This is a genomic window from Micromonospora sp. AMSO31t (genome assembly GCF_008868175.1).
Classification (GTDB): domain Bacteria; phylum Actinomycetota; class Actinomycetes; order Mycobacteriales; family Micromonosporaceae; genus Micromonospora.
Window position 1 is genome coordinate 1 of the sequence record NZ_WBKT01000128.1, and the last position, 16,342, is coordinate 16,342.

Consider the following 16,342-nt stretch of genomic DNA (forward strand, 5'->3'; position numbering starts at 1 on the left):
CAGCCCGCCCCCTACGGCCAGCCGGCCCCGCACGGCCAGCCCCAGGGTCAGTACGGCCAGCCGCCGGCGCAGCAGGGCTACCCGAACGCCTGAACCTCGCACCGCGGCAGCGGCCGGTCGACGCGCTGTCGACCGGCCCGCTGTTTCGTCTCGGCTCCCGCCCACCGCGGCCAGGTCGGCGCGAGCCGGCGGGTGCGGCTCGCGTAGCTGACCGATTTTGACCATCGGTTCACGGAGGTTCGCGTCGCGGTCGCGGGCCTCGCGTTCCTCATCCCGGGCCAGCGCCCCGTGCCCTTCCCACCGGCTGGTGCTCCCTGCGCGGCGCACTGTCGAGCTGAGTCGTTCGTGATGTCACCGGCCGGCAGCGCCTCCCTGCCGCCGCGACACGGGCCGGCGGAGCGCCCGGCCCGACACTCGCCGGCGGAGCGCCCGGCCCGCGGCCACCAGATCTTGGCGACTTGCCGTCAGCAGCGAACAGCAACTCGCCAAGATCCGGCGGACCTTGACGCCCGCGACGCGAGTCGCGGTTCCCCAGGCGCATCACTGGCGCCGAGTAGCGGCGTAGGCCGCAGGGTGCGGTGCAGGGCCGGGGATGCGACGCGGGCCCAGGGGGGTCAGGGCGGCGGGACGAGCAGGGCGTGCAGTGCCGCCGGGTCGGTGACCTCGGGCAGGTCGCGGGCGGCGAGCCAGGCGGCTGCGGCCGCCCCGTCGCCGGCGCTGTGCAGCGGGGCGTCCGGCCACCGGCGGGCGAGTTCCGAGCGGACCGCGGCGGCCAGCGGGGTGTCCCCGGTGAGCAGGCCACCGCCGAGCACCACCGGGTCGGTCGCGCCGGGCGGCCGGATGCGGGAGGCGCTCTCGGCCAGCAGCGCGGCCGCCTCCGTGACCAGGCCCAGGCCGGTCGGATCGCCGTCCAGGGCCGCCGTGACGACCAGCGGCGCGAGCCGGGCCAGCTCGACCGGCGGTCGCCGGGTCACCGACTGCACCACGGCGTCCGCGGTCGCGCGGGGGCGGGGGGCGACCTCGGGGCTGCCGGTCAGCTCGGCGAGCACCTGGCGGGCCAGGTCGCCCGGCGGCTGGGCTCGGTCCAGGTCGGTGAGCAGGCGGCGGACCGCCTCCCGGCCCAGCCAGAACCCCGAGCCGGCGTCGCCGAGCAGCCAGCCGTGGCCGTCGGCGGTGCGGTCGAGGCGCAGGTCGCGTACCTGGGCGGCGATGGCGCCGGTGCCGGCGATGAGCACGGTGCCGTCCGGGGCCGCCGTGCCGGAGGCGTAGGCCACGAGGGCGTCGCCGTGGACGGCGTAGGGGCAGCGCAGGCCGGCGTCGGCCCAGGCCCGGTCGAAGGCGGCCCGGCCCTGCGGGTCGGCGAGGAGCCGGCCGGCCCCGGCCAGCCCGATGACGCCGGCACGGACCCGGGCCGGGTCGACGTCGGCGAGCGCGGCGCGTAGCGCGGTGAGGAGTTCGGCGGCGGCCCGGTCGGCGCCGTGGCTGGTCGGGTTGCCCCCGCCGGCTCGGCCGGCGCCGAGGCGTACCCCGTCGAGGCTGAGGGCGGCGGCGCGGGTGGACGTACCCCCGACGTCGAGGCCGACCACGACGCTGTCCGACATCCCCTCATGCTGGTCGGCCGGGCTTCAGGACGCAAGATCCCGCTTGTGCGCCAGGTAACAGTTTGAAAACTTCGCCCACGGCCTTGACACGGAGGGGCCTTCAGTAAGAACTTTTACCACTAACAGTTAACACTCTTTTCCGAAAGGCGACCCATGGTTGATCACGAGGTGGACACCCCCGCGGGGACCGCGGTGGTCGACGCCGACGCGGTCGACCGGCGGGGTGCGATGACCGTCTCCTCCGACGGCGTGCTGGCCAGGGTCCGGGCCGGGGCGGGGGAGCTGACGGGGGCGTTGCGCCGGGTCGCCGAGCACGTGCTCAGTGACCCGGAGGCAGCGGCCCGGGCCACCATCGTCGAGTTGGCCGAGCGTAGCGGCACCTCACCGGCCACCATCACCCGGTTCTGCCGGGCCATGGGCTTCGAGGGCTACGCCGACCTGCGGCTCGGCATCGCCGCGGAGACCGGCCGGGCCCGCTCGGCGGGCTGGACGGTCGACATCGGGCGGGAGATCCAGCCCAGCGACCCGCTGTCCCGGGTGCTCGACCAGATCATGGCCGCCGACACCCGGGCCATGCACGACACCGCCGCGCTGCTCGACCTCGGCGAGGTGGAGCGGGCGGCCGTGGCCATCGCCGGAGCCAGCCGGGTGAACATCTTCGGCGCCAGCGGCAGCGCCCTGGTCGGCGAGGAGATGCAGTTCAGCCTGCACCGCATCGGGGTGGCCGCCTGGGCCTGGAGCGACGTGCACGAGGGGCTGGCGAGCGCCGCGCTGCTCGGCGTCGGCGACGTCGCGCTCGGCATCTCGCACACCGGGCAGACCCGGGAGACCATCGAGATGCTCGCGGAGGCGGGCAGCCGGGGGGCGACCACGGTCGCGCTGACCGGCTTCCCCCGCTCGCCGCTGGCCGAGCTGGCGGACATCGTGCTGGTCACCGCCAGCCAGGCCACCACCTTCCGGCCCGACGCGCTCTCCGCGCGGCACCCCCAGCTCGTCGTGCTCGACCTGCTCTACATCGCGGTGGCGCAGCGCACCCACGACCGCGCCCATGCGGCCTTCCGGCGTACCGCCCAGGCCGTCGACGGGCACAAGGCCGAGAAGGGGGCCACCTCATGATCAGTGCCCAGCGGTACGCGGACGCCGTCCGCCCGGTGCTCGACCGGCTGGTCGACACCCAGTCGGAGGCGGTCGACCGGGCGGCCGACGTGATCGCCGGCGGCCTGCGTGCCGGCGGGGTGCTCCAGGCGTTCGGCGCCGGCCACTCCGAGGCGTTCGCCGCCGAGCTGGTGGCCCGCGCCGGCGGCCTGGTCCCGACCAACCGGCTCTCCCTGCACGACCTCGTGCTGCACGGCGGCGCGCCCCGCGACGTGCTCGCCGACCCCAAGCTGGAACGCGACCCGGCCGTGGCGCACCAGCTCTACGCCCTGGCGGCGCCGCAGCCGGAGGACGTCTTCGTGGTCGCCTCCCAGTCCGGCATCAACGGCTCGGTTGTCGAGCTGGCGACGCTGGTCCGGGAACACGGCCACCCCCTGATCGCGGTCACCTCGGTCGAGCACACCGCACGGGTCGCCCCGCGGCACCCGTCCGGCCACCGGCTCGCCGACCTCGCCGACGTCGTGCTGGACAACGGCGCGCCGTACGGTGACGCACTGCTGCCGCTCGAGGGCGGCGGCGCGGTCTGTGCGGTCTCGTCGGTCACCGCGGCGCTGCTGGCGCAGCTGCTGACCGCCGAGGTCGTACGACGGTTCCACCAGGCCGGGGAGGTACCCCCTATCTACCTCTCCGCCAACGTCCCCGGTGGGGACGAGCACAACCTCGCCCTCGAGTCGCGGTACGCCGGGCGCCTCCGGCGGACCGCCTGACCCGACACCACAAGGAGAGACAAAGATGTCGGTTTCCCCCGAGAACATCGGTGACCTCAGTCGCCGGACCCTGCTCCAGCGGGCCGCCGCGGCCGGCCTCCTCGCGGCCCCGGCGATGGGCCTGCTCAGCGCCTGCGCCGGCAGCGAGCCGAGCAAGTCCGACAACGGCGGCGGCGCGGCCAAGAGCAAGGACAACCCGTTCGGTGTGAAGGACGGCAGCGCCGTCAAGGTGGTCGTCTTCAACGGCGGCCTGGGTGACCAGTGGGCCAAGGAAGACAAGGTCATCTTCAGCGCCAAGCACCCGAACGTCACGGTCAACATGTCGTCGACGCAGAAGATCAAGACCGAAGAGCAGCCGAAGATGGCGACGCAGCCGAGTGACCTGGTCATGAACTCGGGCGCCGACATGATGGACCGCAGCACGCTCATCAACGAGGGCGCCATCGAGCCGCTCGACGACCTGCTCACCGCGCCCGCCTGGGACAGCGAGGGCACGGTCGCCGACTCGCTGCTGCCGGGCACTGTCGGCGACGGCACCCAGAACGGCAAGTTCTACGTCGTCAACGTGGCGTACACGGTGTGGGGCAACTGGTACAACGCGGCGCTGTTCAAGAAGGAGGGTTGGCAGGCGCCGACCACCTGGGACGAGTTCTTCGCGCTGGCCCCGAAGATCAAGGCGAAGGGCATGGCGCCGTACGTGCACGACGCCGCGCACGGCTACTACCCGCGCTGGGCGCTCATGGCGAGCATCTGGAAGGCCTGCGGCAAGCAGGTCGTGGTCGACATCGACAACCTGAAGGAGAACGCCTGGAAGGCCGACGGTGTCGTCAAGGCGCTGGAGCCGTGGGAGAAGCTGGTCAAGGACAAGCTGCTCCTCCCGGGCAAGCTCGACCACACCCAGTCGCAGCAGGCCTGGCTCGACGGCAAGGCGGCGTTCATCCAGGTCGGCACGTGGCTGAAGAACGAGATGGCCGCCACCATCCCGCCGGGCTTCGAGCTGACCCTGTCCGACTACTGGCACAACGCGGACGACAAGGCGCCGAAGGACGTGTTCGCCGCGTCCGGTGAGGGCTTCGTCGTGCCGAGCAAGGCCCCCAACAAGGAGGCCGCGAAGGAGTTCCTGCGGGCGATGCTGTCGAAGGCCGGCTCGGCCAAGTTCGCCGAGCTGACCAAGTCGCTGGCCTCCACGAAGGGCTCCGGCGACAACGTGCAGGACACGGCGCTCGCCAGCGCCAACACCCTGATGAAGAACGGTGGCACCGAGCTGATCTCGGTCAAGTTCCAGGACTTCTACGCCGACCTGGACAAGGAGAGCCAGAACCTCTCCGAGGAGCTGATGGCCGGCCGGCTCACCGCGCAGCAGTTCGTCGACAAGATGCAGGCGGCCGCCGACAAGGTCGCCAAGGACTCGTCGATCAAGAAGCAGACCCGCACCGCCTGATCCGACGGAGAGAGTGAGTCCTATGCGGCACGGAGTCGCGCGTTTCGTCACGGGCTTCCTGGCCCTGCCCGTCGCGCTGTACCTGTTCTACGTGGTGTGGCCGTTCGTGCAGGCGGCGGGTTATTCGCTGACCGACTGGGGTGGGTACTCGGACTCCCAGCGCTTCGTCGGGCTGGACAACTACGTCCGGCTGCTCTCCGACGAACTGATCCGGAAGGCGTTCTGGCACAACGTTTTCTTCCTGGTCACCGTGCCGCTGTTCACCATCGCGCTGGCCCTGTTCCTCGCGTTCCTGCTCAACGTGGGCGGACGCGAGGACAGGGCCGGCATCCGCGGGGTGTTCGGCTCCGCCCTCTACAAGGTCATTTTCTTCTTCCCGCAGGTGCTGTCGCTGGTGGTCATCGCCGTCATGTGGCAGCAGATCTACCGGACCGACAGCCAGGGCCTGATCAACGGCCTGCTCATCAAGATCGGGTTGGTCGACGCCGACAACCCGATCGCCTTCACCGCCGATCCGGAGCCGTTCCTCGGCATCCCCGCGGTGCTGTGGTGGCTGCTGCTCATCGCGGTGTGGAGCGGCGCCGGCTTCTACATGGTGCTGTTCTCCGCGGCCATGCAGTCGATCCCGAAGGACATCTACGAGGCGGCGATCCTCGACGGGGCGGGCCGGTTCCACACGTTCTTCCGGGTCACCCTGCCGCTGCTCCGGGACACCATCTCGGTGGCCTGGGTCTACCTGGGCTTCATCGCCCTGGACATGTACGCCCTGGTCTTCGTCATGACGCCGAGCCAGGGTGGCCCGAACCACGCGAGCGAGATCTTCGCCTCGGTGATCCAGTTCAACGCGTTCCAGAAGGGCCAGTTCGGCTACGCCTGCGCGATCGCCGTGGCGCTGGCCATCTTCACCATCCTGCTGGCCGCCGTCCAGCTGAGGATCACCCGTCGTGAGCGGATCGAGTTCTGAGGAGGCCTGGACGATGAGCACGGTGACCCACACCTCCGACCAGAGGCGACCCGGCGCGACGCCGCCGGCCGGTCCCGCAGAGGACCGGCGGGCGCGAGCCGCGGGCGGCATCGGCGGCCGGATATTCAACGGCTTCTCACACCTGTTCCTCGTGGTGTGGGCCGTGATGGTGATCTACCCGCTGCTGTGGGTGGTGATGTCGGCACTGAAGACCGACTCGGAGGTGATCCGCGAGCCCCTGTCGCTGATCCCCAAGTCGCTCCAGTGGGACAACTTCGCCCGGGCCTGGTCGGCCGGGATCGACAGCTTCTTCCTGAACACGCTGCTCGTGCTCGTCTTCAGCGTGACCCTGACGATGCTGCTGGGCTCGATGGCGGCGTACGCGCTGGCCCGCTACGAGTTCCGGGGCAACCGGCTCATCTACTGGATGTTCCTGTCGGGGCTGACCCTGCCGATCTACCTCGCCGCGGTGCCCCTGTTCAAGGGCGTCTACAACATGAACGTGGTGTTCCCGCTGCTGGGCCCGAACAAGCACCTCACGCTGATCCTGGTCTACGTGGCCTGGTCGCTGTCGTTCACGGTCTTCTTCATGCACTCGTTCTTCCGGACGCTGCCCGATTCGATCGCCGAGGCGGCCATGGTCGACGGCGCCACGCACACCCGGACCTTCTTCAGTGTGATGCTGCCGATGGCCAAGCCCGGCCTGATCAGCATCGGCATCTTCAACGTGCTCGGCCAGTGGAACCAGTGGTACCTGCCGACCCTGCTCATGCAGTCGGTGGCCGGTGAGCCGAAGCACCAGGTGATCGCCCAGGGGTTGATCGAGCTGTCGGTCAACCAGGGCTACAAGTCCGACTGGTCCGGCCTCTTCGCCGGGGTCACCATGGCGATGCTGCCGGTGCTGATCGTGTACGTCGTGTTCCAGCGCCAGGTGCAGTCCGGCCTGACGGCCGGCGTCAGCAAGTAAGCCCCAGCGACCCGCTGCCCGGTCCCTCCGCCGCCTGTCGGAGGGGCCGGGCAGAATCGCGTCCGTGCTGGTGGCGATGGTGGCGGACGAGCGGGGCGGCGGCGTGCTGCAACCGCTCGACGACGCGGGGCGCCCGACCGGCCCGGCCGAGCCGGTGGCCGACCTGGCCGCCGCGGTGGCCGCCCGGGAGGCCGCCGACCGGCCCCGCTGGGTGTGGGCCACCGGCGCGACGCTCTATCCGGCGCTGCTGCGCGCCGGCGTCCGGCTCGACCGGTGTCACGACGTCGAGCTGACCGAGGCGCTGCTGCTCGGCCACGCCGGCCGCTGGGGCGAGCCGCGTTCGCTCGCCGCGGCGTGGGCCCGGCTCACCGGTGCGCCGGTCCCGCCGGACCCGGCGCCGCGCCCGCCGGAGCCGCCCGGGCACGGCCAGGGCGCGCTCTTCGACGCGCCGTCCGGCCCGCCCGGTCCGGGCATCGCGGCGTTGACGAGGGTGTACGCGGACCAGCTCGCCCGGATCGCGGGGACCGGGCACCCCGGCCGGTTCCGGCTGCTGGTGGCCGCCGAGTCGGCGGGCGCGCTGATCGCCGCCGAGATGGGCGCGGCCGGCCTGCCCTGGCGCGCCGACGTGCACGACGCCATCCTGGCCGACCTGCTCGGCGAGGCGTCCCCGGTCGGCGGGCCACCCCGCCGGCTGGCCGAGCTGGCCGCGCGGATCGCCGAGGCGTTCGGCGTCCGCCAGGTGCACGCCGACTCCCCGGCCGAGCTGCTGAAGGCGTTCGCGCGGGTCGGCGTGGAGCTGCCTAACACCCGGGCGTGGTCGCTGCGCGGGGTGGAGCACCCGGCGGTGCCGCTGGTCCTGGAATACAAGGAGCTCTACCGGATCTGGACGGCGCACGCCTGGGCCTGGCGCGACGCCTGGGTGTCCAGCGGCCGCTTCCACCCGGAGTACGTGCCCGGCGGCGTGGTCTCCGGCCGCTGGGCCACCCGGGGTGGCGGGGCGTTGCAGATCCCGAAGGTGATCCGGCGCGCCGTGGTGGCCGATCCGGGCTGGACGTTCGTGGTGGCCGACGCGGGCCAGCTCGAACCGCGGGTGCTCGCGGCGGTCTCCGGCGACGAGCGGCTGGCCGCCGCCGGTGGCGCCGGTGACCTCTACGCGGCGCTGGCCCGGGACGCGTTCGCCGGTGACCGGGCCCGCGCCAAGGTGGCCCTGCTCGGCGCCATGTACGGGCAGACCGGCGGGGCCGCGCTGCCCGCCCTGGCGGTGCTGAAGAAGAACTACCCGACGGCGTTCGGCCACGTCGAGGCGGCGGCCCGCACCGGCGAGGCGGGCGGGTTGGTCCGGTCGTGGCTGGGGCGCACCTGCCCGCCGGGGTCGGTGGGTTTCGGTGACGGCGACGAGGGGGTGGTCGACACCGGGGCGGACCCGCAGAGCCCACGGGCCCGGGCGGCCCGCTCGCGGGGGCGGTTCACCCGCAACTTCGTCATCCAGGCCACCGCCGCCGAGTGGGCGTCCACGCTGCTCGCCACGCTCCGCACCGAGCTGGCCGGCGCCCGGGCCGAGCTGGTCTTCTTCCAGCACGACGAGGTGATCGTGCACTGCCCGGCCGAGACCGCCGAGGCGGTCGCCGCGGCGGTGACCGGGGCCGGGGAGCGGGCCACCCGGCTGCTCTTCGGCGAGACCCCGGTCCGCTTTCCGCTCGACCTCTCCGTGGTGGACTGCTACGCCGACGCGGCATAGTCCCGCAATTTTCCGATTTGCCCCGCTACCCGCCCCCCGGCGCGCTCGTTGGGCCCGGTGTGCGTACGACGGGACGGACGGGGCGCGGCTGCCTCCGGTCCGTCCCCCAGGTCGAGGGGGCACCGCTGAACCGGATCGCAGGAATGATCATCGCCGCTGGTGGGGGCCGCCGGATCGGCGGGCCCGAGGCGCTGCTGCACCAGGGGGAGAAGCCCCTGGTCAGCCGGATGATCGACACGATGGCCGAGGCGGGCTGCGTCGAGGTCGTCGTCGTGCTGGGCGCGGCGGCGGACCAGGTGCGGCAGACCACCGACCTGGCCGCGGCCACCGTGGTGGTCAACCGGGCCTGGGGGACCGGGGTCGGCTCCTCGATCCGCGCCGGGCTGGCCGCGTTGACCGACGAGACCATCGAGGCCGTGGTCGTGGTGCCGGTGGACATGCCCGGGCTCACGGCCACGGCGGTCCGCCGGGTCGCCGCCCTGCCGTACCCCGACGTGCTGGTCTGCGCCACCTACGACGGGCTGCGCGGCTACCCGATGCTCTTCGGCCGCCGGCACTGGTCCGGCATCGCCACCCTGGCCAGCGCCGACGTGGGCGCCCGGCCCTATCTGCTGGCGCACAAGGACCAGATCGTCGACATCGCCTGCGACTCGGTGGCCGACGGCAGCCGGATCGACAGCCCGGAGCTGATGGCCCTCTACGGCCTGAGCATCCCCGAGCAGCGGGTCGCGTCCGAGGTGGGCTAGGTATCCGTACGGATGCGGCGGGTGGGCGGCACGGCCAGACTCGGTGCCATGCGTCGACTCGCCACCGCCCTGCTGTGCCTGGCCGCGCTCGTCGGCTGCGCCCAGCCGGGCGCCCTGCCCCCGTCGGACGGCGGGCCCGCCCCGGACACCGGCTGGACCACCTACCAGGCTGATGTCACGGCCGTTCGGCTCGGCGCCGACCCGCGCTCGCTCGCGCTGACCGTGGTCCTGCTCGGTGACGCAGACGGTTGCTCCCGAAACCCGCGGATCACCTACTTCACCGAGGAGAACAACCGCATCCACGCCAACGTGGTGCAGGATTCTCGCCTGTCGGGGGTGGTCGGGGCCTGCCCCACCCACACGCCGGGCGAGGTGACGTTGACCGCGCCGGGGCCGATCGCCGACCGGATCGTCGTGCTGAACCAGGAGCCGTGGAAACGCGACGGCGCGGAGTACCGCCGCTGCGACGCGACCTTCGGCTGCGATCCGATGCCGACCGACCACTGTGACCCCGCCTGGATCAGCGTCGCCGTCCGGGGCATGGACGTGTCCCGGCACTCCGTCGGCTCGCCGGAGGGCTGCGACGGCAGGTGGCTGGTCATGACGGTGCCGTTCGATCCGGTGCCGTGCGGTGCCGAGGCGCGGCCGGGCTGCGACGCGTCGGCCACCGTGCGCCGCTACTTCCTGCGTTGGGCCGGCCCGCGCGGCTGGGCCACGATCGCCGGCTCGACGGAGGCCGGCTGCGGACGTGTCCGCACCGTCGAGCCGACCTTTCCGGCGAAGCTCTGCGCCGACCTGCCCAGGCCGTGAATCGCCGCCAGCGCTGTCCAGCGGCAACGCTCGCCCGATCTGTCCGTCCGGGCGCCCACCGACGCTCCACGGGGTGCCAGGATGCGGGTATGGCGTATGACGAGGACCTCGCGAACCGGGTACGGGAACTGCTCGGGCGCGAGCCCGGGCTCGCCGAGAAGCGCATGTTCGGCGGCCTGGCGATGATGGTGCGGGGCAACATGGCGGTGGTCGTCCGCGGTGCCGGCGGCCTCATGGTCCGCGTCGACCCGGGGGAGTCCGAGCGGCTGGAGGCGGAGCCCGGCGCGCAGGCGACGGTGATGCGGGGGCGACCGATGCGTGGCTGGATCACCGTGGATCCGTCGGCCTGCGAGGGCGACGCCGATCTGGCCCGATGGGTCGATCGTGGCGTCCGCTTCACGGGGACCCTGCCGGCGAAGTAGGGCGCCGCTCAGGGCCGGCCACCCGACGGCCGCTCGAGACCGAGCCGGGCGGCCAGTTCGCCCACGACCGCCGCCAGCGCGGCCGGCACCGGTCGCCGGGTGACCAGAAACAGGGTGAAGCGAGCCGGCACCGGCGCCGGGGCGACCTGCTCGTCCGGGGCCGCGTACGCGAGCGCGAGCCCGCGCGGCAGCACGACCGGGCAGCCGAGCAGCCGGCCCATCCGGACCGCGGTCTCGCCGGTGGCCGCCGGTTTCGGGCGAGCGCCCAGCGCGGAGAGCCGCCGGTGCAGGGCGTCCGCGGACGGGTCGTAGCTGTGCGCCACCACGTCCAGGCCGGCGAACGGCCGGCGCCCGGATCCGAGCCGTACCGCCGGTGGGGTGAGCAGGGCCAGGCTGTCGCCGGCCACGGGTGACGCGGTGGCCGTGGCCGGCAGCCGCATCTGGTTGGCGACGGTGACGAAGGCGGCGTCGAGCGAGCCCTCGCCGACCCACTCGACCAGGCGGTCACCGTGGTCGGTGACCTGGTGCACCGTCGCGTCCCGGAGCAGGTCGGCCAGGGCGGGAAACAGCCACGCGGCCAGGCTCGCGAAGGTGCCGACGCTCAGCACCTCGCCGCGCGCCGCCGCGCGGGTCCGGTCGAAGATCGCCTCCAGGTGGCCGAGCACGTGGACCGCCTCCGCGGCCAGCGCGCGGCCGGCCGGGGTCGGTCGCGCCCCCGTGGTGTCCCGATCGAAGAGCCGCTCGCCGATCCGCCGCTCCAGCGCGGCCAGCCGGTTGCTCGCGGCCGGCTGGCTGATCCGCATCTCGCGGCCCGCCGCCCCGAGGGAGCCGTGCCGCGCCAGCGCCGCCACGAGCCGCAGGTCCTCGACCGTGGGTAGGGAACTCATAGGCCCAGGTTATGAGCCGGCAGGCGAAACCGCCAGCTACCGGGTGAGCAGCCCGGACCCGAGGATCGAACCCGTGAACACCCGCCGGGACATCGCCACCATGCTCACCACCACCTTCGTCACCTGGCTGGGGCAGCGCACCACCGCCGTCGCGCTGCCCCTGGTCGCGCTCTCCGAGACCGGCTCCGCCTGGACCACCGGCCTCGTCGGCGGCGCGGTCGGGCTGCCCATGCTCACCTCCGCCTGGTGGGCGCGCGGCCTGCGGCAGCGGCTGACCACCGGCCGGGCCCTCGCCGGGGTGCTCGCCGTCCAGGTGCTCGGCCTGCTCGTCATCCCGGTCGGCGCGGCCGTCGGCACCGTCGGCCCGCCGCACCTGGCCGCCGCCGGGCTGATCACCGGGGCCGCCACCACGCTCAGCGGGCCGGGCCAGCGGGCGCTGCTCGCCGACCTCTGCGCCGACCCCGGGGTCGCCACCCGGATGCTGGCCTGGCAGGACTTCGCCCACCGCAGCACGATGATCCTCGCGCCGCCGCTGGCCGGCTGGGCGGTCACCGCCGGCGGACCGCTCCGGCTGCTCTGGGCGGAGGCGGCCGGCGTCACCCTCGGCGCGGCCCTGCTGCTGGCCGTCCGCGGCAGCGCCGCCCCCGCCGCCGAGGGCGCCACCGGCGCTCCCGCCCTCCGGCACGTGCTGGCCCGGCACCCCGAGGTACGCCGTGCGGTCACCATGGCCGGCGTCGGCGGCCTCACCTGGTTCGCGTTCACCCTCGGGCTCGCCATCCTCGGCGCCGAGACGGGCCGGCCCGGGCTGCTCGTCTCGGCCGGCATGACCGGCTACGGCGCCGGCTCGCTCGCCGGCGCGCTGATCGCCCCCGCGCTCGTACCCCGGCTGCCGCCGCTGGGCACCATGGCGGCCGGCTGGATCCTGCTCGGCGTGACCTTCGTGGCGCTCCCCGCGGTCACCGCGTCGCTCCCGCTCATCGCGGTCGTGGCCGCCGTGGGCGGCCTCGCCATGCCGCTGGGCATCGGGGCCGTCAACCGCCTGATCACCACCCGCACCGAGGGCGCGGAACGGCGGGCCGCCTTCGCCGTGGAGAGCCTGGTGCACGACGGCGCCGTCTCGATCGGCCTGCTCGGCGGTGGGGCGGTGATCGGCCTGGCCGGCGCCGGGCCGACGCTGGTCGTGGCGGGCGCCGCCCAGGTCGCCGTCGGGCTCCTCGCCGGCCCCTGGCTGCTCCCGCCGCCGGAGCGGACCACAGCGGCGGCCGCGGCCTCCGACCGGCCGGTCCGGGAGCGGGTGGCCGGCTGACCGGCCCGCCGTCCTGTGGGCCGTGCGTCCGGTCCCGCCGCGTTAGGCTCGCCCCGTGACCCGCCCTCCGGCCGACCTCGTTCCCGCCGAGGTGCCAGCACGACCGCTGGCGCACAACCCGCTCAACGGAGTCACCGGCGGGATCTGGCGGACCCGTCGCGCCGGGCGGCCGGCGGTGCTCAAGCTGGTCGCCCCGCCGGGGGCCGGCGCCGGCCCGGCCCACTGGGCCGCGAGTGACGACACCGGGCACTGGAACTACTGGCGGCGCGAGGTCGAGGCGTACCGGACCGGGTTGGCCACGACCTGCTACGCGGACGCCGGTCTCGTCGCTCCGGACCCGCTGGCGATCGACGATCGTCCGGACGGGACGGTCGCGCTCTGGTTGACCGAGGCGGTGGGCCGCCCGGGCGCCGCCGGCACCGTGTCGGACCTCGCGGACCTGGCCCGGCGGCTCGGGACGGCCCAGGCAGCGTGGCTCGCCGGCTCCGTCCCGGCCGCCCCGCGGTACGACTGGCTGGCCCGGGACTGGTTGCGCGACTACACGCTGAGCCGCCCCGTCACCGAGCCGGTGCCCTGGGACCATCCGGTCGCCGCCGCGACCTGGCCGGTGTCGCTGCGGGACGACCTCCGCCGGCTCTGGGAGCGGCGGCAGGCCGTGCTGGCGGCCACCGACCGGCTGCCCCGTACCCTCTGCCACCACGACGTCTGGCCGGCGAACCTGGTGTTCGCCGACGGTGGCCCGGTCCTGCTGGACTGGTCCTTCGTCGGCCCGGGGCCGATCGGTGAGGACGCGGCCAACCTGATCCTGGACACCTTCTTCGACGGTCTGGTGGACGTGGCGCTGCTGGCCGACGTGGCCGACGCGGTGGTCGACGGCTATGTCGACGGCCTGCGCGGGGCAGTCGATCCGGCCCTGGTCGCCTCCGCGGTCCGGCTCACCGGCGCGGCCAAGTACTTCTGGCTCACGCCCGTGATGCTCAACCGGGCCGGCGGCGCCACCGGCCAGACCTACGACCGGCGCGACGAGGCCGCCATGTTCGCCGGGCGCCGCCCGGTCCTGGAACTCCTCGCCCGATGGGCGACCACCGCGGCCGGCTGACCGCCGTTCAGGTCAGGTCGAACAGGGCGGCCGCGTTGCCCCAGCAGACCGCCCGCAGCCAGTCGTCGCCCAGGTCGAGCCGGGCCAACCCGTCGAGCTGCTCGGCGTACGGGTAGGGGATGTTCGGGAAGTCGCTGCCGAGCAGCACCTTGCCGGCCAGCCCCAGCTCCCGCAGCCGGGGCAGCTCAGTCGCCGGAAACGGCATGAACCGGTCGAAGAACGAGGTGAACGCCATCGTCGTGTCCAGCCGCACGTGCCGGTGCCGCTCGGCCAGATCCAGGAAGGCCGCGTAGTCGGGCGCGCCCAGGTGCGCCACGACCGCGGCCAGCCCGGGGTGCCGGGCCAGCAGCGCGGCGAACGACGCCGGTCCGGTGTGCACGGTGCCGACCGGTGCGTGCCCGGCGTGCACCACCACCGGCACGCCCGCCTCGGCCAGCAGCCCCCACACGGCGTCCAGCGCCGGGTCGGTCGGCGCGAACCCGCCCACCTGGACGTGCACCTTGAACACCCGGGCGCCGGCCGCGAGGGCGTCCGCCACGTAGCGCGCGGCCGCCGGCTCCGGGAAGAAGGTCGCCGAGGGCAGGCAACCCGGGGTACGCGCCGCGAAGTCCAGCGTCCACCCGTTCAGCGACTCGGCCATGCCGGGCCGGTGCGGGTACGCCAGCGCGCTGAACGCCCGTACGCCGAGCCGGCGCAGGTGCGCCACCCGTGCCTCGTCGTCCCACCGGTACCGGATCGGCCACTCGGTGCCGACCAGCGGCCCGGCCGCGTCGAAGTACGCCCACACCTTGCGCAGCATCCGGGGCGGCAGGAAGTGGGTGTGCACGTCGGCGAGCCCGGGCAGCCCGAGCCGCCGCCAGAACTCCGGCACGGCCGCGTCCTCGGCCGGCGGCCGGGCGTGGTCCACCGGCCCCGCGCCGCCGCCGACCCGATTCGTCATACTTCGATGTTGAACCGTTGCAGCACCGAGGGCGCGACCAGCCCCACCGCCGCCAGCACGGCGAGCACGGTCAGCGCCGCGCGCAGCACGATCGTCTCGGCCTTGCTCCCGGTGCGCAGCGCGATGCCGTTGGGCAGCCCGACCATCGTCCACATCCGCCGCTTGATCGGGATGGGCCAGAGGATCGGCACCCCCGCCTTGGTGATCATGTCGCCGAGGATGTGCACGAAGCAGCCCACCCCGACCGCCGTGCCGATGAGCGGATAGCCACGGTCGCCGGGCAGGTTGGCGAACGTGAACCACGCCGCGGCCGCCGACAACAGGGTGACGACCACCCAGCCGGCCCGCTCGGCCCACTCGTCGAAGAGCCCGCGCAGCGCCAGACCGATCATGAAGAAGAGGATGCTGACCACCGCCCACTTGCCGTACGCGGCGCAGAGCGCGGTGGTGCCCCAGCCGACCAGCAGGGTGAACGGGAGGGTGTGGGTCAGGGTCCGGTGCCCGTTGTTGCGGCGCGGGTCCCTGCTCAGCTTGGTCGCGTAGTAGACGCCCAGCGAGATCTTCTCCATCACCTCGGCGATGAAGAGGCTGAACACGCCGAAGGTCCGGGCCACGGTGGCGCCGCCCTGGTTGCGGGTCACCTTGCCGGACAGGTCGAGGTCGGGAAATAGCGCCCCGCCGGCGCAGACCGCGGTGCCGACCGCCAGCGCGAGCGGCGTCTGGTGGTAGTCGGCGAACTGGTCCAGCGCCCAGGAGCCGGTCAGCCACACCGCCGCGCCGGACAGCGCGTGGGACGGTCCCATCATCTCGGCTCGCCCTCCCCAGAGATCTTGATCGACAAAACTACGCCACTGTAGTTAGCCGTCGGGTCGCGGGGCATCACCCGGACGGTCCACTGAGGAGAGGGTCCCTGGACCGCCGGCGGGCGCCGCCGGATCACCAGGAAGTATGTCGTTCCGGCCGCGCGGGGCCTGGGCATCTGTCGGTGATGGGACGCCGGGGTTGTCAGCCGGCCGCGTGGGTGGAACGGCCCGGCCGGAAGCTGTCCCGGATCAGCGCCAACTGCGTGGCCGCGGCGGACCAGTCGGCGTCGGAGGTGGTCCAGCCCAGCGTCCACCCGCCGGAGTCACCGGGCAGCACCCGCAGCGCGTGCATCCGCTCCCCGTACGGGGCGGTCCACCGGCACTCCCACTCCGCGCCGCCGCCCGCGGCGGTCAGCCGCACCTGCTGGTAGCCGGGCAGCCGGCCGTCGGTGGTCAGCTCCCGTTCGGCCGCCCGCAACTGGTCCACCGGGTCGCCGCCGGCCAGGTAGGGCTCGACCCCGAGGATCCGCCGGGTGGCGGGGTCCTGGAAGCAGGTGGTGCTGCCGGAGCGCAGGTGCAGCCAGCCGGCCGGCACCGCGACCCGGAAGCCGGCGGAGTCGGCGTACCAGACCCAGCCGGCCGGGAGGGTGAGCGCCGCGTCGGCGGGCGGCGAGCCGGCCCGCACCGGGTTGCCCGCCGCGTCCGGTCGGATGCACGGGAACGGTGGCGGGGGGACGCCGGGCGGCGGGCAACCCG

Annotated in this window: 15 protein-coding genes and 1 pseudogene; 11 read left to right on the top strand and 5 right to left on the bottom strand. The window is 73.9% G+C overall.

Annotation, left to right across the window (positions count from 1 at the left end; genetic code table 11):
* Positions 1 to 614: 614 nt before the first annotated feature.
* Complete coding sequence (locus tag F8274_RS23260; RefSeq protein ID WP_151464494.1) at positions 615 to 1,601, bottom strand: N-acetylglucosamine kinase; 987 nt, start codon at positions 1,599 to 1,601, stop codon at positions 615 to 617.
* A 153-nt stretch (positions 1,602 to 1,754) separates the two neighbouring features.
* On the opposite strand from F8274_RS23260, the gene F8274_RS23265 reads away from it, so the two are divergent.
* The 9 genes from F8274_RS23265 (at position 1,755) to F8274_RS23305 (ending at position 10,551) form a co-directional block, all read left to right on the top strand.
* On the top strand, positions 1,755 to 2,717 hold the full coding sequence (locus F8274_RS23265) for a MurR/RpiR family transcriptional regulator (RefSeq protein WP_151464495.1): 963 nt from the start codon (positions 1,755 to 1,757) through the stop codon (positions 2,715 to 2,717).
* Positions 2,714 to 3,463 carry a sugar isomerase domain-containing protein gene (locus tag F8274_RS23270; RefSeq protein ID WP_151464496.1) on the top strand — a complete coding sequence of 250 codons (750 nt, stop codon included), beginning with the start codon at positions 2,714 to 2,716 and terminating at the stop codon, positions 3,461 to 3,463. Before F8274_RS23265 ends, F8274_RS23270 begins: the two co-directional genes overlap by 4 nt.
* 25 nt (positions 3,464 to 3,488) lie before the next feature.
* Positions 3,489 to 4,904, top strand: coding sequence for an N-acetylglucosamine/diacetylchitobiose ABC transporter substrate-binding protein (ngcE, locus tag F8274_RS23275; protein ID WP_151464497.1), 1,416 nt, complete (start codon positions 3,489 to 3,491; stop codon positions 4,902 to 4,904).
* A gap of 22 nt (positions 4,905 to 4,926) precedes the next feature.
* A complete protein-coding gene (locus tag F8274_RS23280; RefSeq protein ID WP_151464498.1) occupies positions 4,927 to 5,868 on the top strand; it encodes a carbohydrate ABC transporter permease in 942 nt (313 codons plus the stop codon).
* Positions 5,869 to 6,034: 166 nt separating this feature from the next.
* Positions 6,035 to 6,835 carry a carbohydrate ABC transporter permease gene (locus F8274_RS23285; RefSeq protein WP_225853937.1) on the top strand — a complete coding sequence of 267 codons (801 nt, stop codon included), beginning with the start codon at positions 6,035 to 6,037 and terminating at the stop codon, positions 6,833 to 6,835.
* Between the two features lie 76 nt (positions 6,836 to 6,911).
* Positions 6,912 to 8,573, top strand: a complete 1,662-nt coding sequence (locus tag F8274_RS23290; protein WP_151464508.1) for a bifunctional 3'-5' exonuclease/DNA polymerase — start codon at positions 6,912 to 6,914, stop codon at positions 8,571 to 8,573.
* Between the two features lie 143 nt (positions 8,574 to 8,716).
* Entirely contained in the window at positions 8,717 to 9,319 is a 603-nt protein-coding gene (locus F8274_RS23295) for an NTP transferase domain-containing protein (protein ID WP_151464500.1), read from the top strand.
* A 48-nt stretch (positions 9,320 to 9,367) separates the two neighbouring features.
* The gene (locus F8274_RS23300) at positions 9,368 to 10,129 is read left to right on the top strand and encodes a hypothetical protein (protein ID WP_151464501.1); all 762 of its coding nucleotides are present in this window, start codon (positions 9,368 to 9,370) and stop codon (positions 10,127 to 10,129) included.
* 89 nt (positions 10,130 to 10,218) lie between these two features.
* Positions 10,219 to 10,551, top strand: coding sequence for a TfoX/Sxy family protein (locus tag F8274_RS23305; protein ID WP_151464502.1), 333 nt, complete (start codon positions 10,219 to 10,221; stop codon positions 10,549 to 10,551).
* 8 nt (positions 10,552 to 10,559) lie between these two features.
* Here F8274_RS23305 and F8274_RS23310 read toward each other — a convergent pair whose 3' ends face one another.
* Positions 10,560 to 11,438: a LysR family transcriptional regulator gene (locus tag F8274_RS23310; protein WP_151464503.1), complete on the bottom strand. Its 879-nt coding sequence runs from the start codon at positions 11,436 to 11,438 to the stop codon at positions 10,560 to 10,562.
* A 73-nt stretch (positions 11,439 to 11,511) separates the two neighbouring features.
* Here F8274_RS23310 and F8274_RS23315 point away from each other — a divergent pair, with 73 nt between their 5' ends.
* Entirely contained in the window at positions 11,512 to 12,744 is a 1,233-nt protein-coding gene (locus F8274_RS23315) for an MFS transporter (RefSeq protein WP_151464504.1), read from the top strand.
* 55 nt (positions 12,745 to 12,799) lie between these two features.
* On the top strand, positions 12,800 to 13,843 hold the full coding sequence (locus F8274_RS23320) for an aminoglycoside phosphotransferase family protein (protein WP_151464505.1): 1,044 nt from the start codon (positions 12,800 to 12,802) through the stop codon (positions 13,841 to 13,843).
* A 7-nt stretch (positions 13,844 to 13,850) separates the two neighbouring features.
* On the opposite strand, the gene F8274_RS23325 is transcribed toward F8274_RS23320, so the two are convergent.
* The 3 genes and pseudogenes from F8274_RS23325 to F8274_RS23335 form a co-directional block, all read right to left on the bottom strand.
* Positions 13,851 to 14,783, bottom strand: coding sequence for an amidohydrolase family protein (locus F8274_RS23325; protein ID WP_151464506.1), 933 nt, complete (start codon positions 14,781 to 14,783; stop codon positions 13,851 to 13,853).
* The gene (locus F8274_RS23330; RefSeq protein WP_151464507.1) at positions 14,780 to 15,589 is read right to left on the bottom strand and encodes a metal-dependent hydrolase; all 810 of its coding nucleotides are present in this window, start codon (positions 15,587 to 15,589) and stop codon (positions 14,780 to 14,782) included. The genes F8274_RS23325 and F8274_RS23330 overlap by 4 nt, the downstream gene beginning before the upstream one ends.
* 199 nt (positions 15,590 to 15,788) lie before the next feature.
* Positions 15,789 to 16,342: pseudogene (locus F8274_RS23335) on the bottom strand (serine/threonine protein kinase); the annotation flags it as partial.